This is a genomic window from Caulobacter sp. P1_D6, from assembly GCF_056406095.1.
This window is the reverse complement of the sequence record NZ_JBFUAW010000034.1, coordinates 1-21171: the sequence shown is the minus strand read 5'-3', so window position 1 is coordinate 21171 and position 21171 is coordinate 1. Positions and strand designations below refer to the sequence as shown.

The following is a 21171-nucleotide window of genomic DNA, read 5'->3' as shown; positions in this document are numbered from 1 at the left end:
TCTGGGTCCCGGCCTTCGCCGGGATGAGCGGAGTGGAAAGACCCCTAGCCCCGCGTCCGGTCCACGGTCTCGACGGTCGGGCAGGTGCGCAGCGCCGCCGAGATGTTGGTCAGGTGCTTGGCGTCGCGGACCTCCACGTCGATGTCGACGTCGAAGAAGTCGCTCTGCCGGTGGTGCATGCGCAGGTTGACGATGTTGCCGCCGGCCTCGCCGATGATCGTGCAGACCTGGCCCAGCACGCCCGGGGCGTTGCCGATGGTGGCGTGCAGGCGGGCCAGCGAGACGGTCTCGCGCTCGGCCTCGGGCGTCCAGTTCAGGTCGCGCCAGAGGTCTTCGCGATCCTCGTATTCGGCCAGCTTGGGGCAGTCGATGGTGTGGACGTCCAGGCCCCCATCTTCGTTTTTGGCCCCGTCCTCGCGCAGGATGCCGACGATGCGGTCGCCCGGCACCGGGCTGCAGCAGTGGGCGAAATGCAGCGACACGCCCGGGGTCAGGCCGCCGCCGCGCACATAGAGCCGCGCAGCCGTGCCGCCCTCGATCTTGCGTCGCGCCGKGGCCACGGCGACGTCGATGTCCTTCATGCCCGGAAAGGCCGTCTCCAGCACCTGGCTGGGCGAGACGCGGCCACGGCCGACGGCGTCGAACAGCGACTCCTCGGTCTCCAGGGCGTAGCGTTCCAAGATCGGCCGCAGCGAGACGTCCTTCAGCTTCTTGCCGGCCCGCTCGAACACCTGCTCCACCGAGGCCCGGCCCAGGCGCAGGAACTCTTCCTTCTCGGTCTGGCGGATGTGGCGGCGGATGGCCGAGCGCGCGCGGCCGGTCACCGTCAGCGAGCGCCAGTCCGGCGGCACCACGGGCTTGGAGCCCCGGACCACCTCGACCACGTCGCCGTTGTTGAGCAGGGTGCGCAGCGGCTTGAGCTCGCCGTTGATCTTCACGCCGATGCAGGTGTCGCCGACGCTGGTGTGGACCGCATAGGCGAAGTCCAGCGGCATCGCGCCCCGCGGCAGGCTGACCAGCTTGCCCTTGGGGGTGAACACGAACACCTGGTCCAGGAACATCTCGAGCTTGGCGTGCTCGACCAGTTCCTCGGCGTCGCCGCCGTGTTCCAGCACCTGGACCAGCTGGCGCAGGTTGGCCAGCGGATCGCGGCCGCCGGCCGCCTCCATGCCTTCCAGGTCCAGGCCGTACGAGGCGTCCTTGTAGCGGAAGTGGGCGGCCACGCCGTCCTCGTTGACCCGGTCCATGGCTTCGGTGCGGATCTGCATCTCGATGCGCATGCCGCGCGGCCCCACCACCGTGGTGTGCAGCGAGCGGTAGTTGTTGCGCTTGGGGGTCGAGATGAAGTCCTTGAAGCGGTCGGGCACGCTGGACCAGGCGCGATGCACGACGCCGAGGGCGCGGTAGCAGTCCTCCTCGCTGTCGACGATCACCCGGAAGGCATAGATGTCGGACATCTGCGAGAAGCCGATCGACTTGCGCTGCAGCTTGCGCCAGATCGAATAGGGCGACTTCTCGCGGCCGAAGACCCGGGCCGGCAGGCCGGAGTTCTCGAGGCGGGCCGAGATCTCCTGGCTGACCAGGGCCACCGCCCCGCCCTGCTCGGCGCGCAGGGTGTCGAGCCGGCGGATGATCGCGGTGCGGGCCACCGGATTGGTGTGCTCGAAGCTGAGCTCCTCCAGCTCCGTGCAGATGCGGTGGCAGCCGATGTTGCGGGCCAGGGGCGCGTAGATGTCGCGCGTCTCGCGGGCGATGCGCTCGCGCTTGGCCTGGCTCTTGATGAAATGCAGCGTCCGCATGTTGTGCAGACGGTCGGCCAGCTTGACCAGCAGGACGCGGACGTCCTTGGAGATGGCCAGGATGAACTTGCGCAGGTTCTCGGCCTGGCGGGCGTGCTCGGCCTGCAGCTCCAGCTTCGAGAGCTTTGTGACGCCCTCGACCAGCTCGGCGATCTCCTCGCCGAACAGCTTGGAGATCTCCTCCTTGGTGACCGGGGTGTCCTCGATCACGTCGTGCAGCAGCGCCGTGACGATGGTCGCGGTGTCCAGCCGGTATTCGGTCAGGATGCCAGCCACCTCGATCGGGTGGGCGTAGTAGGGGTCGCCGCTGGCCCGGGTCTGCGAGCCGTGCATGCGCATGGCGTAGACATAGGCCCGGTTCAGCAGGGCCTCGTCCGCCGTCGGATCGTAGGCGTGGACGCGCTCGATCAGCTCGTACTGGCGGAGGAACTTCTGGCGAGGTTTCGCGGCGGCGGCGGGGGCCGGAGCCGGCGCGGGATCGTTGGCCGGAGCCACAGACGAAGACGCGCCCGATTCTGCATCGGGCGCGCGTTCGGAAAGAGCGGCGGCGGGCGCCGCTTCGAGAATGAGAGGGTCTGCGCCGTCGGGGCTCAGTACCGCTCCTCCTGACCGCCGTCGCGGTCGCTCTGCAGGGCGCGAACCAGTTCGAGTTCGCTCATCTGCATGTGGGTGGGATCGGCCAGCAGGGCGAGGGTTTCGGCCTCTTCCTCGGCTTCGGTGTGCTCATCGACGCGTTGCAGCGTGGTGATCAGCTGTTCCTTAAGGCCCTCGTGATCGACCACGTCGTCGGCGATCTCGCGCAGGGCGACGACGGGGTTCTTGTCGTTGTCGCGATCGACGAGCAGCGAGGCGCCGGCCGAGATGCCGCGCGCCCGATGGGCGGACAGCAGGACCAGAGCGAAGCGGTTGGGAACCTTCTCGACGCAATCTTCGACGGTGACGCGGGCCATGAATTCCTCGGGCTAAGAGCCGTAGTTATCGCAAAATAGGGTCTTAGGCGGCGTTACACAACGCCGCATCGGTAGAGTCCCGGCTTTCGCGAGGGGGCGCTTATGCCGTGTCCGTTCGGAGAAGTCCAGCGGGACGGCGTCCAGACCGCCCTCTCCTACTTGTTCTTTTGCGGATGGACCGTCTCGCCGCGCTCCAGCATGGCCACGAAGGTCTCGATCTTCTTCTTCCGCCCGGCCTCGGTCTTCATGTTGTGGGTGCGGAAGGCCAGGGCGAAGCGGTTCTGGGCGGACAGCTTGGCCAGCATCGCCTTGGCCTTGGGGCTGGCGTCGATCGCCGCCTGCAGGTCGTCGGGGATCTTCATGCCCTTGCCGCTGCCATAGGCCTTGTCCCAGCGCCCGTCGGCCTTGGCCGCCTCGACCTCGCGCAGGCCGTGCTGGGTCATCCGCTTCTCGGCGATCAGGCGGGCGACGTTGTCGACGTTGATCTGGCTCCAGATGCTCTTCTTGCCGCGCGGCGTGTAGCGCTGCAGGAAGCTCTTGTCGTCGAAGCCCTTGCGCACCGCGTCGATCCAGCCCCAGCACAGCACCACATCGATCGCCTGCTTGGCGGTGATCGAGGGCAGGCCGGAGTCGACCTTGTGGATCTTGATCCAGACCTCGCTCTGCTTGTCGTGATGGCGCGACAGCCAGTCATGGAACGCGTCGGCGTCGACGAATTCGTGGACGTGGGCGGGATTGACCTCGATGGCGGCCATCAGCGGTTCTCGGGCAAGGGGTGTCCCGGGCGCGAGGCCCGGGACGAGGAAGACCTGCCTACCAGACCTTCACGCGCTTTTCTGGCGGCAGGTACAGCGCGTCGCCCGGCTTGATGCCGAACGCGTCGTACCAGGCGTCGAGGTTGCGCACGGTCAGGGCGCGGTAGCGGGCCGGGGCGTGGCCGTCGGTGATCAGCGCCTGGCGCAGCGAGGCGTCCCGCGCATAGCTCAGCCAGCTCTGGGCGTAGGCCAGGAAGAACCGCTGGTCGCCGGTCAGGCCGTCGATCACCGGGGCCGGCTTGCCGCCCAGCGAGGCGTGGTAGGCGTCCAGCGCCGCGGCCAGGCCGGCGACGTCGGCGATATTCTCGCTGAGGGTCTGCTTGCCGTTCACGCCCAGGTCGGGGAACGGCTTGTAGCCGTCGAACTGCAACGCCAGGGCCGAGCCCGCCTTCTGGAAGTGGTCGAAGTCGGTGGGGGTCCACCAGTTGCGCAGGCGCCCCTGGCTGTCGAACTGCGCGCCCTGGTCGTCGAAGCTGTGGCTGATCTCGTGGCCGATGGTGGCCCCGATCGCCCCGTAGTTGGCGGCGGCGTCATAGCTGGAGTCGAAGTTGGGGGCCTGGAGGATGGCGGCCGGGAAGTTCAGGCCATTCAGCATCGGCAGGTTCACGGCGTTGACGGTCTGGGGCGTCATCACCCACTCGCCGCGATCCACCGCCTTGCCCAGCTTGGCCTTGGCGGTCGCGTAGTCGAAGGCCTCGGAGCGCTGGAGATTGCCCAGGGCGTCGCCGCGCACGATCGTCAGGCCCGAATAGTCGCGCCAGGTGTCGGGATAGCCGACGCCGACCTTCAGCACCTCGACCTTGCGGTGGGCCTCGGCCTTGGTCGCCGGGGCCATCCAGTCGAGGCTGTCGATGCGCTTTTCGAAGGCGGCCTTCATGGTGTCGACCATGGCCGAGACCTCGGCCTTGGACTGGGCCGGGAAATACTTGTCGACATAGGCCTGGCCGACCGCCTCGCCGAGCACGGCGTTGGTCGAGTTGACGCCGCGCTTCCAGCGGACGGCCAGTTGCGGCGTGCCCTGCAGGCCCGCGCCGTAGAAGGCGAAGCGCTCGTCGACGAAGGCCTTGGGCAGCAGGTTCGAATAGTGATCCAGCAGGTGGAAGGTCAGGTAGTCCTTCCAGGTGTCCAGGCCCTCGTCGGCCGTCACCTGGCCCAGGCCCGTGACCATGGTCGGGTGCCAGACGATGAAGCGCGGCTGGTCGGCCAGGCCGGCGGCGGTGAAGAAGGTCTTCCAGTCCAGGCCCGGGGCCTTGGCCGCGAAGTCGGCCTGGGTCCAGCTGTTGTTGGCCTTCTGGACGTCGGCGCTGTCGGCGCGGCTGCCGGAGGCCTGGGCGAGCTTGGTCTCCAGGGCCATGATCCGGGCGGCCTTGGCGTCGGCGTCGGCGACGCCGCCCAGGGTCAGGATCTTGGCGATGTGGGCCACGTACTTGCCGCGCGCGTCCTTCATCGCGGCGCTGTCGCCGACATAATACTGGCGGTCGGGCATGCCCAGGCCGCCCTGCAGCAGGAACGGCGCGTACTTGCTGGTGTCGTCGAACGACGGCGAGACCCACAGGCCCAGCACGTTGTCGGTGTAGAAGTCGGTGGCGTTCAGGGCGTCGACGTCGGCGCGGACATTGCCGCCCAGCACCGCCGCCAGGGCCGTCTTGTCCTTGATCGCGGCGATGCGGGCCAGGTCGGCCTTCAGGGGCGTGATCCCCTTGGCCTCGATCGCCGCCTCGTCCATGTAGCTGGCGTAGTAGTCGCCGACCTTCTGGCCGTTGCCCGCGCCGCCCTGCTTGGCGGCTTCCTGGATCAGGTCGACGGTCCGCTTGGCGGCCTCCTCGACCATGATCGCGCTCTTGCCGTAGGTGCTGCGGTCGGCCGGGATCGGATGAGACTTGACCCACTCGCCGTTGGCGTAGGCCCAGAAGTCGCCGCCCGGGGTGACCGACTTGTCGAAGCTGGTCTGGTCTATCCCGCTCTTGTCACCGGCGAAGGCGCTGGAGGTGAAGACCGGCGCGGCGGACAGAAGCGCACAGGCGGCGGCGCAGGCGAGCAGCGAGCGAGTGAAGGTCATGCAGGAGGGTCCCCAAGAGGGCGCGAGCGCGACGGCGCTCAGCACGATTTGGCGCGGACTATCGAACCGGCTTGGCCAGGCGACGAATTAAAGTTTAGCAATGTGGGAGAGCGGCGTCGCGTCCGTCCCCACGCTCGCGCTCGCCGCCAGGTCCCGCGCCGTCCGTCCGCTCACCGGATGACGCCAGTCCGGCGCGATCCGCGCCAGCGGTCCCATCACGAACAGCCGCTCGTGGGCCCGGGGATGGGGCACGATCACCGCGCCGCCCAGCACGGCGCGGCCGTGGGCGATCAGGTCCAGGTCCAGGGTGCGCGGCGCGTTGGCCTCGGCCCTGACACGGCCGAAGCGAGCCTCGATGCGATGCAGGGCGGCCAGAACCTCGTCGGCCGACAGCCCCGTCTCGACCAGCGCGACGCCGTTGAGATAGGCTGGCGCGGCCGGGTCGGGCCAGGCGGCCGAGGTCCACCAGGAGGAACGCTCCGTCACCGCCAGACCTTCCGACGCCAGAGCCTCGAGCGCCGCGTCCAGCAACGCCTCGCGACTCGGGTATAATCCCGGCAGGCTGCAGCCCAAGGCGACCACCACCGCCTGATCCAGCCAATTTTGATCGTGCTGATTTTTCAAGGATTTCCGATCACGTGACCTTCTACCCGACCGAGCGCCTGGCGCTGTTCATCGACGGGGCCAATTTCTTTTCCGCGGCCAAGGCCCTGGGCTTCGACATCGACTATCGCAAGCTGCTGGACGAGTTCCGCAAGCGCGGCGTGCTGGTGCGCGCCTATTACTACACCGCCATCGCCGAGAACGAGGAGTATTCCCCGATCCGGCCGCTGGTCGACTGGCTCGACTACAACGGCTTCACCCTGGTGACCAAGCCGGCGCGCGAGTTCACCGACAGCCAGGGCCGCAAGCGGTGGCGCGGCGACATGGACATCGAGATCGCCGTCGACATGCTGGAGATGGCCGCCACGGTCGACCACCTGGTGCTGTTCTCGGGCGACGGCGACTTCCGCGCCCTGGTCGAGGCCGTGCAGCGCAAGGGCCGCCGGGTCACCGTGGTCTCGACGATGAAGAGCCAGCCTCCGATGACCAGCGACGACCTGCGCCGCCAGGCCGACAACTTCGTGGACCTGGCCGACCTGGGCAACATCATCGGCCGCCCGCAACGCGGCAATCCCCTGCCCCGCTTCGTCACCGATCCGGTGCGCGGCGCGGCCCCGGATGAGACCCGCGACGAGGACGACGAGGACTAGTCATGGGCCAGCATTCCAACATCCCCGGCGAGGTCGTGCCCTCGCCCGCCGAGCCGCCGCGCGACTGCCCGCTGTGCCCGCGCCTAGTGGCGTATCGCCGCGAGAACCAGGAGCTCTATCCGGACTGGTTCAACGGCCCGGCCCCGTCGTTCGGCGATCACCAGGCCCGCCTGCTGGTCGTGGGCCTGGCCCCGGGCCGCAAGGGCGCCAACCGCACCGGCCGGCCGTTCACCGGCGACTTTGCCGGGACCCTGCTCTACGACACCCTGATCAAGTACGGCTTCGCGACCGGCAAGTTCGAGGCCCGGCCCAACGACAGTCTGAAGCTGATCGGCGCCGCGGTGACCAACGCCGTGCGCTGCGCCCCGCCCGGCAACAAGCCCGAGACCTCTGAGGAGAACAACTGCCGGCCGTTCCTGACCGCGCGGCTGGAGATGTTCCCCAACCTCAAGGCCATCGTGACGCTGGGCGACGTCTCGCGCCGCAATCTGCTGAAGGCCCTGGGCCTGAAGGCCTCGGCGGGCCTGCCTGGCCACGGCACGGAGTTCCAGGCCGGGCCCTATCGGGTGTTCAACAGCTACCACTGCTCGCGGCTGAACACGAACACCGGGCGGCTGACGACGCCGATGTTCGAAGAGTTGTTCGCGCGGGTGAAGGCGTATCTGGACGTCAATCCGTAGCGCTGTGCGTCCTTCGAGGCCCGCTGCGCGGGCGCCTCAGGATGAGGAGCTTTGTTGCTCTGAATTCCTCATCCTGAGGTGCGAGCCGTAGGCGAGCCTCGAAGGACGCAAGGCATCACCACACCAACCCCGTCGTCTTCAGCCGCACCCGCGCCAGGGTGTGGTTCGAGGCCAGGAACAGGGTGCTCCCGTCCTCGCCGAACGCGCAGTTGGCGATGGCCGTGCCGGTCTCGATCACGCCGAGCAGTTCGGCGTCGGGCGTCAACACCAGCACCCCGCCTGGACCGGTGGCGTAGAGCCGCCCCTCGGTGTCCAGGCACATGCCGTCCGGCAGGCCCTGGCCGCCCGCCTGGCGTAGCGACATGGCGTCGAAGAACAGCGCCTTTGACGTCGGCAGGCCGTCCGGACCCAGGTCGTAGACCACCAGCTTGGGACCGTCAGGGTCCGAGACCGAGACGTAGAGCCGACGCTGGTCGGGCGACAGGGCGATCCCGTTCGGAAAGGTCAGGTCGGCGTCCAGCAGGTCCAGCGTCCCGTCCGGCCGCAGGCGGTAGACGCCGTTGAAGTCCAGCTCGCGCAACGGCGAGGCGTTGCGGCCCTTCAGGCCGTAGGTGGGGTCGGTGAAATAGATCGCGCCGGTCTTCGACACCGCCAGGTCGTTGGGGCTGTTGAACCGTTTGCCCTGATACCGGTCGAGGAAGAACGTCTTCTTGCGCGTCTTCAGGTCGATCCTGGCCAGGGCGCGGTTGCCGTGGTCGCAGGCCAGCAGGTCGCCGGCGGCGTCCAGCGCCATGCCGTTCTGGCCCGGCTCGGTGAAGGCGTCGGTCGGCGGGCCGGCATAGCCCGACGGATTCATGAACTCGCTGACCCCGTCCGCCTCGCTCCAGCGGTACATGACGTTGCCCGGCACGTCCGAGAACACCAGGTAGCCGCCGTCACGCACCCACACCGGCCCCTCGGCCCAGACGAAGCCCTCGGCCAGTTGCTGGATTCGGGCGTCGGGGGCGACGACGGCGTCGAGGGCGGGCGAATGGCGGTGGATCTGTCCGACGATGGGATAGGTCATGACGGACGCCTCGCTCACGAACGCACTCTCGGCAACGCATCCAGCCACCGCGCATAGGCCGCCTCGCGGGTCACCGTATCGAAGGTCGGCGTCAGCATCTCCGCCTCCGGCCGCGACTTCACCGCCTCTTCGACCGAGCCGTAGACCCCGGCCCCCACTCCGGCGAACAGGGCCGCGCCCAGGGCCGTGGTCTCCTGGTAGCTGGCGCGGTGCACGGGGATGCCGGTCAGGTCGGCCAGGCGCTGGCTGAACCAGGCGCTCTTGGCCATGCCGCCGTCGATGCGCAGGGCGGCGTCCTCGAAGGCCGAGGGGGCGTCGGCCCGCATGGCCTCGATCAGGTCGCGCCCCTGGAAGACGCAGGAGTCGAAGGTGGCCTGGGCGATCTCGGCCAGGCCGGCGTCGCGGGTCAGGCCGAAGATCCCGCCGCGCGCCTCGGCGTCCCACCAGGGCGCGCCCAGACCGGTGAAGGCCGGCACCACGACCACGCCGTGGCCGTCGCGCGCCGAGCGGGCCAGGGCCTCGGCCCCGCGCGGCCCGCCGGTCACGCCCATGCCCTCGTTCAGCCACTGGATCGCCGCCCCGGCCACGAAGATCGAGCCCTCCAGGGCGTAGGTCGTCCGACCGCCCACCCGCGCCGCCACCGTGGTCAGCAGGCGCGAGGCCGAATGCGGCCGGTCCTCGCCGGTGTTGACCAGCATGAAGCCGCCGGTGCCGTAGGTGACCTTCATCTCGCCGGGGTTGATGCAGCCCTGCCCCATCAGCGCCGCCTGCTGGTCGCCGGCCACGCCGCGGATCGGCAGCGGGCGGCCCAGGATGTCCGGCGTCACCTGCCCATAGTCGGCCGCGCAGTCCAGCACCGTCGGCAGCAGGGCGCGCGGCACGTCGAACAGGGCCAGCATTGGGTCCGACCAGGCCTGGGCCTGGATGTCGAACAGCAGGGTGCGCGAGGCGTTGGTGGCGTCGGTGACGTGGGCGCCCTTGCCGGTCAGCCGCCAGATGACCCAGGTGTCGATCGTGCCGCACAGCAGCTCACCCGCCTCGGCCCGCCGCCGGGCGCCGGGCACCTTGTCCAGGATCCAGGCGATCTTGGTGCCCGAGAAATAGGGGTCCAGCAGCAGGCCGGTGGCGGCGGTGACGGCCGGCTCGTGGCCCGCGTCGCGCAGTCGGTCGCAGACGTCGGCGGTGCGGCGATCCTGCCAGACGATGGCCGGATGGATCGGCCGGCCGGTGGCCTTGTCCCAGACCACCACCGTCTCGCGCTGGTTGGTGATCCCCAGGGCGACGATGTCGGCGCTGTCGCGATCGCATTTCTCGACCGTGTCGCGCAGCACGCCCACGCAGGCGGCGTAGATCTCGTCGGCGTCGTGCTCGACCCAGCCGTCGCGCGGATAGCTCTGGCGCAGCGGCCGGCCGGCGTCGCAGACCGGTTTGCCGTCGACCTGGAACAGGATCGCCCGGGTGCTGGTCGTGCCCTGATCGAGCGCGAGGATCAGAGGTTGGCCCATGCGTCTTGCGTCTCCCTGGCGACTTTTATGACGATCGTTTCCTGCGACATCGCGCCGCTTGTCTCATCGTTCCGTGGCTTGTCCTGTTTAAGCATGTTTTCATCTGACGCAGCCAAGGTCCGTCTTGGTTAAGCTTGGATTTCGAGGAGACCTGGTGAACCAGGCCGCCCAGACCGCGCAGCTGTTGTCCCTGGCCCGCAGCCGCGAGCCGGCCGATCGCGAACGCCTGCTCAACGGCATCGTCGAGATGTGCGACGCCAGCCAGGCCGCCGGCGGCCAGACCGCGCCCGAAGTCCAGATCCTGCTCGACTCGATCTTCATGACCCTGGTGGTCGAGGCCGAGCGCGACATCCGCGCCCGCCTGGCCCAGAGCCTGGCCGACGCAGCCTGGGCGCCGCCCGCCCTGGTCAACATCCTGGCCCTCGACGAGATCGAGATCGCCCGCCCGATCATCGCCCGCAGCCCGATCCTGCAGGACCACGACCTGATCCGCCTGCTGGTCCAGGCCACGCTGGAGCATCAGATCGAGATCGCCCGCCGGCCGCGACTGTCGCCCGCCGTGGTCGACGCCATCCTGGCCAAGGACGAGTCGGCGGTGCTGACCGCCCTGGCCTCCAACCCCACCGCCCAGATCTCGCCCGAGGGCCTGCGCCGGCTGGTCGAAAAGGCCCGTGACGTGGTCGCCCTGCGCTCGCCCCTGGCCCGACACCCCAACCTCTCCAGCGACCTGGCCAAGCAGCTGTACCTGTGGGTGGGCCGCGCCCTGCGCGATTCGCTGACCGGCCGCTTCCAGCTGGATCCCGACAAGATGGCCAAGGCCGTCGACGCCTCGCTGCGCGCCGCCCACGCCGGCGCGGCGATCGCCGACAAGCCCACCGTCGAACAGGCCGAGGATCGCGAGGAGATGGAAGCGGCCCTGGTCGAGAAGCTGGACGCCGCCGGCCAGCTGCGCCCCGGCTACCTGCTGCGGGTGCTGCGCGAGCGCCGCCTGCCGCTGTTCCTGTTCGCCCTGGCGCGCCTGGGCGGCTTCGACATCCGCCAGGTGCGGCGAGCGGTCGACAGCAACCGTCCTGAACTTCTGGCCCTGGCCTGCTCGGCCGTCGGCATCGACCGCAGCGTCTTCCCGACCATCCTGGCCCACGTGCGCGAGCTGAACGGCGGCCGCCCCGGCGGCGGCGCTGAAGCGGCCCGCAAGGCCAGCGGCGCCTTCGGCCCGTTCGCGCCCGACATCGCGGCCATGGCGTTCCGCCAGGCCGTCAGCGCGGCCTAGGCTCCGGCCTGTTCTTCGCGGCTGTGTCGACGATCGTCCGTGGCCGTCCATTTGTCAGGGTTATACCCCGCGAACCGAGCCGATCTTGCCGGCGACCTGGACGACCCGACCAACGCCTGAGCGCCGCGCGACCGGGCGTCGAGCGCCACATCGGTTTGACAACCCGACACCGATCCAGCCACTTGGCCGCATGTTCCAGCCCCTGCCCTTCGTGACCCGTCTGACCTTCAAGGCCAGTGACCGCCCCGAGGCCATCGAGGCCAGGGAACGGCTCATCGCCCGCTACGGCGACGTCGGCGACGAGAACGCCCAGGTGATCGTGGCGCTGGGCGGCGACGGCTTCATGCTGGAGACCCTGCACGACACGCTTCAGCGCCAGACGCCGATCTACGGGATGAACCGCGGCTCGGTCGGCTTCCTGATGAACGAGTACAGCGAGGACGACCTGCTGGCCCGGATCAACGCCGCCGAGCGGGCCGTGATCCACCCGCTGGCCATGGTCGCCATCGACGCCAACCGCAAGCAGCACCGGGCCTTGGCCATCAACGAGGTGTCGCTGCTGCGCCAGACCCGCCAGACCGCCAAGCTGCGCATCAGCATCGACGGCAAGGTGCGGATGGGCGAGCTGGTCTGCGACGGCGCCTTGCTGGCCACCCCGGCCGGCTCCACCGCCTACAACCTGTCCGCCCACGGTCCGATCATCCCGATCGGCGCCCAGGTGCTGGCCCTCACCCCGATCAGCGCCTTCCGTCCCCGGCGCTGGCGTGGCGCGCTTTTGCCGCAGACGGCCAGGGTGACGTTCGAGATCCTGGAATGCGATAAGAGGCCGGTAAGCGCCGTGGCCGACAACTTCGAGGTTCGCGACGTCGTCGAAGTCCATATCGCCGAGGACAGCAGCGCCAGCCTCTCCATGCTCTTCGACGCAGGTCGAAGCCTTGAGGAGCGGGTTCTGACAGAGCAGTTCTCGGCCTGACAACGTTGGACTTATTGGTCAGGGCGATCCTTGCCCATTGGTCAGGGTAGAAACGGGCGTCTCATCTAATGTTAACGCCTTGATCCTACATTCCAGACCAATGCCTAGGGGGAAGCGTCCGTGACCAACAAGTCCGCCGCGGAAGTGATTCAGGTGCCGAACATGCTCAAGCTCAAGGTAGGCGGTCGTGGCGGGATCGACATGGCGGCCATCGCCAAGGCCGAAGCCGCGCTGAAAAGCCTGTCGGGCAACTTCGCCCAATGGCTCAACGACGAGATCGTCAAGCTCGAGGCCGCCCGCCAGGACGTCCGCGCCCAGGGCCTGACCGCCGAGACGGTCGAGACCCTCTATCTGCGCGCCCACGACCTGAAGGGCCTGGGCGCCACCTACGAATTCCCGCTGATCACCCGCCTGGCCGCTTCGCTGTGCCGGCTGATCGACGAGCCGGCCACGCGCCTGTCGGCGCCGATGTTCCTGGTCGACGCCCACATCGACGCGATCAAGGCCTGCGTGCGCGACGACATCAAGGTTGACACCCACCCGGTCGGCAAGGTTCTGGCCGCCGAACTGGAAGGCCGCGTGGCCGAGTATCTGGCCGGCTGATCGGCTGGTGCACGGAGGCTGATCCGGCGCCACGTCCGGAACCTATGTCGTCAATGAGTGGTTTCCAGCAAGGCGGCGGCCATCCAAGGCCAAGCTCAATCTTGACGACACGAGTACTGCGCTCCTATATTCGAAGCCAACAGATGGAGATTTCCATGCGCGCTGAAGATATCCCGGGCGGTTAGCCGCGCTATCCCTCCGAAGACCAAACAGCCCCGTGAGGGGCTGTTTTGCTATATGGCGCACAGATTTGATCTCCCGATCCCCCGAAACCCGTCGCGCCATTCTCCGCGCAATCCACAACGGAGAAAATAGCGACGCGCTCGCGCGGTTCGAACTCTCGACGGTCGAGGAAGAACGATTTCGGCGTGCGGCAAGCGCGGCGGAAGGCAGGGCGGTTCGCCAGACAGCCAGTGTCTCAAGATACAGCAACCTGCGGATTTCGAGCCCCTTCACGCCCGTTCCGCTCCTGGTCATCGTCATCGCGCTGGGCTGCGCCACTGCCGTCGCCGCCTTGCTCGGCAAGGCGGATTTACAGGAGCCGAGCACCTATCCCCTATTCGCCGCCACGGCGACGATCGCGGCGATCGCCGTGGCGGCGATCGGATGGGGCGTCGCCGGCTGGGTGGCGCATCGCAACGCCCGGGTGCAACACACCATCAACATCGTGGCTACGAGGTTCGCCCAACCCGCCTTCGTCAACCACCTGAAGACTTTCAACATCCAGTTTGGCGACGGCCCCCACCCCCAAGTGACCAAGGCTGAAATCGACCGCCTGGTCAGATCGACCGATCCAAAGGACCACGATCCCGTCCAGGCTCTTCGCTACATCCTGAACTACTTCGAGTTCATATCGGCCGGCGTCGAACGCGGAGATCTGGACCTGGAGCTGATCGAGAAGAACCTGAAGGGAAACATGAGCTTCTATTACGACAAATGCTCACCCTACATTGCCTCTCTGAAACGGGATCGCCCGCTCGTGCTAGAGGCCTACACGCGCTTGCGCGACTACTTCCGCGACGTGTGAGCGACATCATCGACTTGGCCGAACCGCACGGATCAGGCGTCAAATCCCGAACAGGCCCTTCAGGTACGGGTTGAGCATCCGGCCGTCGGGATCCAGCGTCGCCCGCACCTTCAGGAAGTCGTTCCAGCGCGGATAGAGCCCGGCCAGCTGGTCGCCCGTCACGCTGTGCAGCTTGCCCCAGTGCGGCCGGCCGTCGTAGCGGCGGAAGATCGGCTCGATCAGGGTGTAGAGGAAGGCGAACTCGTCCTTGTAGTGGGCGTGCACCGCGATGGAGCCCCTGGGCTCGCCCTGAAAAGGCGACAACCAGGCGTCGTCAGGGGCGATGCGGCGACATTCGATCGGGAAGAACACGTCGGGACGCGCCTTCTCGATGGTCGCCACGACCTCGGCCAGGGCCTTCAGCTGCACGTTGACCGGCAGGTGGAACTCCATCTCGTTGAAGCGCACCGGGCGTTCGGTGGACAGCAGCTTCCAGCCTTCGTCGATCGCCTTCTCGGGCTTTGTCCCGCCCAGCAGGGCCTTGGCGGCGGCCTTGCGCAGCGGGGCCGAAAAGCCCAGCAGATTGCGCAGGCCCTTCAGGGCGTCGAGGAAGACGGTGTCCTGGTCGGGACCGCGCGGGATGGCCGGCGCGTCGGTCTCGTCGTGGCTGATGCAGGCGGCCAGGCCCGTGAACGGCACGGCGTAGAACTCGAAATTGCGGTGCCTGGCCCAGCGTTCCTCGGCCTTGGCCAGGGCGTCCTCGAACGGCTCCAGCCAGACGTTGCGTTCCAGCCGGCGGTTTGCCGTGGTCTTCAGCCGGACCTGGGTGATCACGCCCAGCGCGCCCAGCGAGACCTTGGCCGCCTGGAAGACGTCGGCGTTGCGGCGCTCGCCGCAGTCGATGACCTCGCCCTTGGGCGTGATCAGGCGCAGGGCCGTGACGTCGCCGTGCAGGGCCGTGATCGTCGCGCCCGTGCCGTGGGTGCCGGTGGCCAGGGCGCCGGCCAGGGCCTGCTTGTTGATGTCGGGCAGATTGGCCATGGCCCGGCCGTTGGCGGCCAGGGCCGGCCCCAGCGCGCCCAGCCGCGTGCCCGCCGCGACGATCGCCTCGTCGCCCTCCCAGGCGATGATCCCCGACAGCGAGTCCAGCGACACCAAGGTCCCGCCGGTCGGGACCAGGGCGGTGAACGAGTGGCCCGCGCCCACGGGCCGGATCGGCGCCAGGGCTGTCTTCAGAGCTTGGGCGACCTCATCCTCGGTCTTGGGCGCGACGCGGGCGGCGGGATAGGCGTGCTGCACGCCCGACCAGTTGCGCCACAGCAGATGGCCCTTCGCGTCGGTGGTCGGCGGGGACGGCGGTTCGGGCTTGTCGTGCGTGGCGACCGCATAGCCGCCGCCGACCGCCGCCGCGCCCAATCCGGCGCCCACGAGGAGCGCGCCTCGTCTCGATACCGTCATCCGTTCCGCCCCCGGCCTATGTCGCGGGATCTTCGCGCCCCGCCATGAAGCGTATCAGAGCGTTGAAATCGCTCGGGGTGCAAGCGGCGCATTGCCCGCCGGCCGGCATGGCCTGGAAGCCCTGGACGGCGTGGTCGAGCAGCACCGCCTCGCCCTGCTTCCAGCGCGGATCCCAGGCCTTGCGGTCGTGGACCAGCGGCGCGCCCGTGCCGGGGACGGCGTGGCAGGCCTTGCAGGACTCGCCGTACAGCGCGGCCAGATGGACATCGGCCGGAGCCAGCGCCAGAGCCTGCTCGGCCGTCGGGGCGGGCGGGACGGGCTTGGAACAGGCCGCCAGTGCCGCGAACGACACCAACGCGATTAGGCGTCTCTTCACTGACGACCGCCGGATTGGAGCGCCTTTATCTGGGCTTGCATCGCCGCGCGTTCAGCGGGCCAGGCGGCCTGGCGTTTCACCGCGCCCCCGCAGAACTCCTTCAGGTGCTCGGTCGGGTAATCGTAGACGGCGTTGTCCAAGGCTAGGGCCATGATCTCGTCGCTCTGCACGAAGACCTGGGCGGCGGTCAGGGCGTCCCCGGCCGACATGCGGATCGCGGCCATGGCCGACGAGGTCGGACCGTCGATTGGACCGGCACACCGCTGGTAGTCGTATTGCATCCTCACCTTGGCGAGACCGAAGAACTGCTTGGCCCGACCGGGATCGGTCGCGACTGTGCCGGATGCGGCGACATACAGGCAGACGGGCTGCAGCGCGGCCTTTTGCTTCCAGAGGTCGTCCCGCACCGCCTGGGATGCCCTGACCTCGTCGATCGACGGACATTGGGCAAGGCGCGCGGCCGGCTCGCCAGGTCGCGAAACCTGGGCCTCGGCCGCGCCGTCCTCCCCGCAACCGATCAGCAGAATGCAGCATAGCGCGCCCGCGAACATCGTCGCGGCGGCCCGGATTCTGGTCTTGAACATTGGCGTTCCCCCAAACGCTTGCACGACTTCTAGGCGATCCCGTTCAGGCGCTTGGCGGCGCTGACGGTGTTGGCCAGCAGCATGGCGATGGTCATTGGCCCCACCCCGCCCGGCACCGGGGTGATGGCCCCGGCGACTTCCTTGGCCTCGTCGAAGGCCACGTCGCCGACCAGCCGGGTCTTGCCGGCCGCCGCGGCGACCGGGTCGCGTGACGGGAAGCGGGTGATGCCGACGTCGATAACCGTGGCGCCCGGCTTGATCCAGTCGCCCCGGACCATCTCGGGCCGACCGACCGCCGCGACCAGGATGTCGGCCTCGCGGCAGATGCCCGGCAGGTCCTTGGAGCGCGAGTGGGCGATGGTCACCGTGCAGTCGGCGGCCAGCAGCAGCTGGGCCATCGGCTTGCCCATCAGGTTGGAGCGGCCGATCACCACCGCCCGCTTGCCGCTCAGGTCGCCGACCACGTCCTTGAGCAGCACCATGCAGCCGGCCGGGGTGCACGAGGTCAGGGCCGGCAGGCCGCTGGCCAGGCGCCCGGCGTTGGTCACGGTCAGGCCGTCGACATCCTTGTCGGGCGAGATCGCCGCGACGATGGCCGCCTGGCTCATGTGGTCGGGCACCGGGAACTGCACCAGGATGCCGTGGATGGCCGGATCGTCGTTCAGGCGCTCGACCAGCGACAGCAGCTCGGACTGAGACGTCTCCGCCGGCAGGCGGTGGGTCTCGGAATGCATGCCGGCGGCGGTGGTCTGCTCGCCCTTGCTGCGCACATAGACCTGGCTGGCGGGGTCCTCGCCGACCAGCACCACGGCCAGGCCCGGCGTCAGGCCGTGCTCGGCCTTCAGGACGGCGACCTCGGCGGCGACCTGTTCGCGAAGCTGGGCCGCGAAGGCCTTGCCGTCGATGATTCTGGCTTGCGACATCGCCGTCTCCTGTTTGCGCGTGCCTACCGTCTCCCCTGGTCGCGCGCAATATGCGCGGAGGCTCATCAGAAGTCGCTTGAGCGTCGCCCAATCATGCTAGAGCCGAAGCAATGGCATCCGCGTCCCCGACCCAGCGCGCCGACGTCGTCCTGGTGGGCGGCGGCCTGGCCAACGGCCTGATCGCCCTGCGGCTGAAGAGCCTGCGGCCCCGCCTGCGCGTGATCCTGCTGGAACAGGGCTCGACCATCGGCGGCGAACACACTTGGTGCCACTTCGCCACCGACGTCGACGCGGTCGAGGCCGGCTGGTTGCGGCCGCTGATCGTCCATCGCTGGTCGGGCTACGAGGTCCGCTTTCCGGGACACAGCCGCCAGCTGTCGACTGACTACCTGGCCATCACCTCCGAGCGCCTGCACAAGCTGCTGAGCGCCATCCTCGGCCAAGACGCCTGGCTGGGCGCCACGGTGTCCGACGTCAATCCGCACCAGGTGACCCTGGCCGACGGCCGGACCATCGCGGCGGGGGCGGTGATCGACGGTCGCGGCGCCCGCAAGAGCCGCAGCCTGGCCCTGGGCTACCAGAAGTTCGTCGGCCAAGGCGTGCGCCTGACCGCCCCCCACGGCCTGACCCGGCCGATCATCATGGACGCCACGGTCTCGCAGGAGGACGGCTACCGCTTCGTCTACGTCCTGCCGCTGGACGCCACGCGGCTGCTGATCGAGGACACCCGCTACAGCGACGGCCCGGCCCTGGACCGCCCCGCCCTGCGCGGCGCCATCGCCGCCTACGCCAAGGCCCAGGGCTGGACCATCGCCAAGGTCGAGCGCGAGGAGGAAGGCGTCCTGCCCATCGCCCTGGGCGGCGACATCGACGCCTACTGGCGCGAGGCGCGGCCGCACATCGCCGAGGTGGGCCTGCGCGCCGCCCTGTTCCAGCCGACCACCGGCTACTCCCTGCCCGACGCCGCGCGCCTGGCCGAGGCCGTGGCCGCCCTGCCCCGCATCACCAGCGCCAGCGTCCGCGCCTGCGTCGAGGCCCAGTCCAAGACCGTCTGGCGGAAGCGGCGCTTCCTGCGGCTGCTGAACCGCATGCTGTTCCGCGCCTGCGCGCCGGGGGATCGCTACAAGGTGCTGGAGCGCTTCTACCGGCTGTCGCCCGGCCTGATCCAACGCTTCTACGCCGCGCGCCTGACCAAGTGGGACAAGGCCCGGATCCTGATCGGCAAGCCGCCCGTGCCGATCTCGGCGGCCATCAAGTGCATCGGCGAAAGCTCGGTGTTCGGAGGACAAGACGCATGACGACTTCGAAGCCGCTGACCAAGCCCAAGGCCGCCGTGATCGGCGCGGGATTCGGGGGCCTGGCCCTGRCGATCCGCCTGCAGTCCTCGGGCTTCGACGTCACCGTCTTCGAGGGCCGCGAGAAGCCCGGCGGCCGGGCCTATGTCTGGCATGACGAGGGCTTCACCTTCGACGCCGGCCCGACGGTGATCACCGATCCCGACTGCCTGAAAGAGTTGTTCGAGCTCAGCGGCCGCAGGATCGAGGACTATGTCGAGCTGCTGCCGGTCGATCCGTTCTACCGGCTGGTCTGGGAGGACGGCGACGTCTTCGACTACGCCAACGACCAGGAAAAGCTCGACGCCCAGATCGCCGCCCGCAACCCGGCTGACGTCGAGGGCTATCGCCGCTTCCACGCCTATTCCGAAGAGCTGTACCAGAAGGGCTATGTCGAGCTGGGCGCGGTGCCGTTCCTCGACTTCGGCAGCATGATCGCCAGCGCCCCGGCCCTGATGAAGTTGCAGGCCTGGCGCAGCGTCTATGACAAGGTCGCCGGCTTCGTGAAGGACGAGCACGTACGCCAGGCGCTGTCGTTCCACAGCCTGCTGGTCGGCGGCAGCCCGTTCGCCACCTCGTCGATCTACGCCCTGATCCACGCGCTGGAGCGGCGCGGCGGCGTCTGGTTCCCGCGCGGCGGCACCCACGCCCTGATCCGGGCGCTGGTGAAGCTGTTCGAGGACCTGGGCGGGACGATCCACCTGGGCGCGCCGATCCGGAAGATCACCACCAAGGCCGGCCGCGTCACCGGCGTGATGCGCGCCGACGGCCAGTTCGAGGCCTTCGACACCGTCGCCTCCAACGCCGACGTCATGCACACCTATCGCCATCTGTTGGCGGACGACCCCAGGGGCAAGAAGGTCGGCAAGGCCCTGGAGGCCAAGCGCTGGAGCCCGTCGCTGTTCGTGGTCTATTTCGGGCTGAAGACCACCCACCCCGAGATCCGCCACCACACCATCTGCTTCGGCAACCGCTATCGCGAGCTGATCGGCGAGATCTACGGCAAGGACGGCCTGGCCGACGACTTCTCGCTGTATCTGCACCATCCCACCGCCAGCGACCCGGCCATGGCGCCGGAGGGCTGCTCGGCCTTCTACGCCCTGTCGCCGGTGCCCAACCTGAAGACGGCCAACATCGACTGGTCGGTCGAGGGGCCGAAGTATCGCGACAAGATCCTGGCCTATCTGGAAAAGCACTACATTCCGGGCCTGACCGCCGATCTGGTCACCAGCCGCTTCATCACCCCAGACGACTTCGTCAGCGACCTCAACGCCTGGAAGGGCGCGGCCTTCTCGCTGGAGCCGATCCTGACCCAGAGCGCCTTCTTCCGCACGCACAACCGCGACGACGTCATCCCCAACCTCTATTTCGTCGGGGCCGGGACGCATCCGGGCGCGGGCATTCCGGGCGTGGTCGGCTCGGCCAAGGCGACGGCCGGGCTGATGATCGACGACTGCGTTCCGGCGGACGCATGAGCGACCTGGAGGCGCAGAGCCGCGAGGCGATCCAGAAGGGCAGCAAGAGCTTCGCCGCCGCCGCCGCCCTGTTCGACGCCCAGACCCGGGCCGACGCCGAGATGCTGTACGCCTGGTGCCGCCACTGCGACGACGTGATCGACGGCCAGACCCTGGGCCACGGCATGAGCCCGGTCGCCGACGCGCCAGCCCGGCTCGAGGCCCTCTACGCCCAGACCCGCGCCGCCATGGCCGGCGAGACCCCGACCGACCCGGTGTTCGCCGCCTTCCAGACCGTGGCCCTGCGCCGGGGCATCCCCGAACGCTACGCCCTGGACATGATCGACGGCTTCGCCATGGACGTGGCCGGCCGGCGCTACAGGACGCTCGACGAATTGCTGGAGTACTGCTGGGGCGTGGCGGGCGTCGTGGGCACGATGATGGCCCTGGTCATGGGCGTGAAGCCGGACGCCCTGCCCACCCTGCGCCGCGCCCAGGACCTGGGCCTGGCCTTCCAACTGACCAACATCGCCCGCGACATCGTCGAGGACGCCAGGAACGACCGGGTCTACGTCCCCGGCGACTGGTTGGCCGAGCTGGGCGTGCCGCAGGACGCGGTCGCCGATCCGGCCCATCGCGCCGCCGTGGCGGTCCTGGCCAAGCGTCTAGTCGACGCCGCCGAGCCCTATTACGCCTCGGCCCGCTGGGGTCTGCGCGACCTGCCGCTGCGCTGCGCCTGGGCGATCGGCGCCGCGCGCGGGGTCTATCGCCAGATCGGGCTGGACGTTGTCAAGGCGGGCGACCAAGCCTGGGATGAACGGGTGGTCGTCAGTGGACGGATGAAGGTCTGGCGAGCGCTGGAAGGCGGCGTGTTGGCGCTGAGGTCAGCGACGCTGGATCGGCTGGGCGCGGCGCCGGAGCGGCCGGCGATGTGGTCGAGGATTTAGAGCCCCTCCCCCTATGGGGGAGGCGATCGCGAAGCGATCGGTGGGGGGAGTTTGCTGAGCGGGCCGATCACTCCCCCTCCGTCGGCTACGCCGACACCTCCCCCACAGGGGGAGGA

The 21171-nt window shown here is 68.8% G+C and carries 20 protein-coding genes and 1 pseudogene; 9 read left to right on the top strand and 12 right to left on the bottom strand.

Annotated features, from left to right (window positions below):
- Positions 1–44: 44 nt before the first annotated feature.
- From AC1DYP_RS18780 to folK, 5 genes are all read right to left on the bottom strand, one after another.
- On the bottom strand, positions 45–2294 hold the full coding sequence (locus AC1DYP_RS18780; RefSeq protein ID WP_477047610.1) for a RelA/SpoT family protein: 2250 nt from the start codon (positions 2292–2294) through the stop codon (positions 45–47).
- A 95-nt stretch (positions 2295–2389) separates the two neighbouring features.
- On the bottom strand, positions 2390–2749 hold the full coding sequence (gene rpoZ, locus AC1DYP_RS18775; protein WP_007671240.1) for a DNA-directed RNA polymerase subunit omega: 360 nt from the start codon (positions 2747–2749) through the stop codon (positions 2390–2392).
- 155 nt (positions 2750–2904) lie between these two features.
- Positions 2905–3504, bottom strand: a complete 600-nt coding sequence (locus tag AC1DYP_RS18770) for a YdeI/OmpD-associated family protein (protein ID WP_477047609.1) — start codon at positions 3502–3504, stop codon at positions 2905–2907.
- A gap of 58 nt (positions 3505–3562) precedes the next feature.
- Entirely contained in the window at positions 3563–5623 is a 2061-nt protein-coding gene (locus tag AC1DYP_RS18765; protein WP_477047608.1) for a M13 family metallopeptidase, read from the bottom strand.
- A gap of 87 nt (positions 5624–5710) precedes the next feature.
- Positions 5711–6247 carry a 2-amino-4-hydroxy-6-hydroxymethyldihydropteridine diphosphokinase gene (gene folK, locus AC1DYP_RS18760; protein WP_477047607.1) on the bottom strand — a complete coding sequence of 179 codons (537 nt, stop codon included), beginning with the start codon at positions 6245–6247 and terminating at the stop codon, positions 5711–5713.
- Between the two features lie 14 nt (positions 6248–6261).
- On the opposite strand from folK, the gene AC1DYP_RS18755 reads away from it, so the two are divergent.
- Positions 6262–6876, top strand: coding sequence for a LabA-like NYN domain-containing protein (locus tag AC1DYP_RS18755; RefSeq protein ID WP_477035471.1), 615 nt, complete (start codon positions 6262–6264; stop codon positions 6874–6876).
- A 2-nt stretch (positions 6877–6878) separates the two neighbouring features.
- Positions 6879–7556 carry a uracil-DNA glycosylase gene (locus tag AC1DYP_RS18750; protein WP_477047606.1) on the top strand — a complete coding sequence of 226 codons (678 nt, stop codon included), beginning with the start codon at positions 6879–6881 and terminating at the stop codon, positions 7554–7556.
- Here the strand turns inward: AC1DYP_RS18750 and AC1DYP_RS18745 are convergent.
- The 3 genes and pseudogenes from AC1DYP_RS18745 to glpK form a co-directional block, all read right to left on the bottom strand.
- A pseudogene (locus tag AC1DYP_RS18745) lies at positions 7556–7665 on the bottom strand (hypothetical protein); the annotation flags it as partial. The gene AC1DYP_RS18750 and the pseudogene AC1DYP_RS18745 overlap by 1 nt on opposite strands.
- Positions 7666–7671: 6 nt before the next feature.
- Entirely contained in the window at positions 7672–8622 is a 951-nt protein-coding gene (locus AC1DYP_RS18740; RefSeq protein ID WP_477047605.1) for an SMP-30/gluconolactonase/LRE family protein, read from the bottom strand.
- Between the two features lie 14 nt (positions 8623–8636).
- On the bottom strand, positions 8637–10127 hold the full coding sequence (gene glpK / locus AC1DYP_RS18735; RefSeq protein ID WP_477047604.1) for a glycerol kinase GlpK: 1491 nt from the start codon (positions 10125–10127) through the stop codon (positions 8637–8639).
- A 184-nt stretch (positions 10128–10311) separates the two neighbouring features.
- Between glpK and AC1DYP_RS18730 the strand changes: the two genes are divergently transcribed.
- From AC1DYP_RS18730 to AC1DYP_RS18715, 4 genes are all read left to right on the top strand, one after another.
- Positions 10312–11397, top strand: a complete 1086-nt coding sequence (locus AC1DYP_RS18730) for a DUF2336 domain-containing protein (RefSeq protein WP_477047630.1) — start codon at positions 10312–10314, stop codon at positions 11395–11397.
- Between the two features lie 190 nt (positions 11398–11587).
- Positions 11588–12370 (top strand): NAD kinase, encoded by a 783-nt coding sequence (locus AC1DYP_RS18725; RefSeq protein ID WP_477035475.1) that lies wholly within the window; start codon positions 11588–11590, stop codon positions 12368–12370.
- A gap of 120 nt (positions 12371–12490) precedes the next feature.
- Entirely contained in the window at positions 12491–12973 is a 483-nt protein-coding gene (locus AC1DYP_RS18720) for an Hpt domain-containing protein (protein WP_477035476.1), read from the top strand.
- A 250-nt stretch (positions 12974–13223) separates the two neighbouring features.
- Positions 13224–14000, top strand: coding sequence for a DUF4760 domain-containing protein (locus tag AC1DYP_RS18715; protein ID WP_477047603.1), 777 nt, complete (start codon positions 13224–13226; stop codon positions 13998–14000).
- 39 nt (positions 14001–14039) lie between these two features.
- Here AC1DYP_RS18715 and AC1DYP_RS18710 read toward each other — a convergent pair whose 3' ends face one another.
- The 4 genes from AC1DYP_RS18710 to folD are packed head-to-tail and all read right to left on the bottom strand — an operon-like array spanning position 14040 to position 17320.
- Entirely contained in the window at positions 14040–15407 is a 1368-nt protein-coding gene (locus AC1DYP_RS18710) for a D-arabinono-1,4-lactone oxidase (protein ID WP_477047602.1), read from the bottom strand.
- Between the two features lie 46 nt (positions 15408–15453).
- Positions 15454–15813: a c-type cytochrome gene (locus AC1DYP_RS18705; protein WP_477047601.1), complete on the bottom strand. Its 360-nt coding sequence runs from the start codon at positions 15811–15813 to the stop codon at positions 15454–15456.
- The gene (locus tag AC1DYP_RS18700; protein ID WP_477047600.1) at positions 15810–16397 is read right to left on the bottom strand and encodes a hypothetical protein; all 588 of its coding nucleotides are present in this window, start codon (positions 16395–16397) and stop codon (positions 15810–15812) included. Before AC1DYP_RS18700 ends, AC1DYP_RS18705 begins: the two co-directional genes overlap by 4 nt.
- A 29-nt stretch (positions 16398–16426) precedes the next feature.
- Positions 16427–17320 carry a bifunctional methylenetetrahydrofolate dehydrogenase/methenyltetrahydrofolate cyclohydrolase FolD gene (gene folD, locus AC1DYP_RS18695; RefSeq protein WP_477047599.1) on the bottom strand — a complete coding sequence of 298 codons (894 nt, stop codon included), beginning with the start codon at positions 17318–17320 and terminating at the stop codon, positions 16427–16429.
- A 110-nt stretch (positions 17321–17430) separates the two neighbouring features.
- Between folD and crtY the strand changes: the two genes are divergently transcribed.
- From crtY to AC1DYP_RS18680, 3 genes are read left to right on the top strand one after another with little or no spacing between them, the layout of a single operon-like run.
- A complete protein-coding gene (gene crtY, locus AC1DYP_RS18690) occupies positions 17431–18618 on the top strand; it encodes a lycopene beta-cyclase CrtY (protein ID WP_477047598.1) in 1188 nt (395 codons plus the stop codon).
- Positions 18615–20129 carry a phytoene desaturase gene (locus AC1DYP_RS18685; protein ID WP_477047597.1) on the top strand — a complete coding sequence of 505 codons (1515 nt, stop codon included), beginning with the start codon at positions 18615–18617 and terminating at the stop codon, positions 20127–20129. The genes crtY and AC1DYP_RS18685 overlap by 4 nt, the downstream gene beginning before the upstream one ends.
- Complete coding sequence (locus AC1DYP_RS18680) at positions 20126–21055, top strand: phytoene/squalene synthase family protein (protein WP_477047596.1); 930 nt, start codon at positions 20126–20128, stop codon at positions 21053–21055. The genes AC1DYP_RS18685 and AC1DYP_RS18680 overlap by 4 nt, the downstream gene beginning before the upstream one ends.
- The last annotated feature ends 116 nt before the right edge of the window (positions 21056–21171 follow it).

Bases quoted from the DNA above. Each gene is read 5' to 3' on its own strand.
- rpoZ (WP_007671240.1), bottom strand. From the start codon at position 2,749: ATGGCCCGCGTCACCGTCGAAGATTGCGTCGAGAAGGTTCCCAACCGC.
- AC1DYP_RS18770 (WP_477047609.1), bottom strand. From the start codon at position 3,504: ATGGCCGCCATCGAGGTCAATCCCGCCCACGTCCACGAATTCGTCGAC.
- AC1DYP_RS18765 (WP_477047608.1), bottom strand. From the start codon at position 5,623: ATGACCTTCACTCGCTCGCTGCTCGCCTGCGCCGCCGCCTGTGCGCTT.
- AC1DYP_RS18750 (WP_477047606.1), top strand. From the start codon at position 6,879: ATGGGCCAGCATTCCAACATCCCCGGCGAGGTCGTGCCCTCGCCCGCC.
- AC1DYP_RS18740 (WP_477047605.1), bottom strand. From the start codon at position 8,622: ATGACCTATCCCATCGTCGGACAGATCCACCGCCATTCGCCCGCCCTC.
- glpK (WP_477047604.1), bottom strand. From the start codon at position 10,127: ATGGGCCAACCTCTGATCCTCGCGCTCGATCAGGGCACGACCAGCACC.
- AC1DYP_RS18725 (WP_477035475.1), top strand. From the start codon at position 11,588: ATGTTCCAGCCCCTGCCCTTCGTGACCCGTCTGACCTTCAAGGCCAGT.
- AC1DYP_RS18700 (WP_477047600.1), bottom strand. From the start codon at position 16,397: ATGTTCAAGACCAGAATCCGGGCCGCCGCGACGATGTTCGCGGGCGCG.
- folD (WP_477047599.1), bottom strand. From the start codon at position 17,320: ATGTCGCAAGCCAGAATCATCGACGGCAAGGCCTTCGCGGCCCAGCTT.
- crtY (WP_477047598.1), top strand. From the start codon at position 17,431: ATGGCATCCGCGTCCCCGACCCAGCGCGCCGACGTCGTCCTGGTGGGC.
- AC1DYP_RS18680 (WP_477047596.1), top strand. From the start codon at position 20,126: ATGAGCGACCTGGAGGCGCAGAGCCGCGAGGCGATCCAGAAGGGCAGC.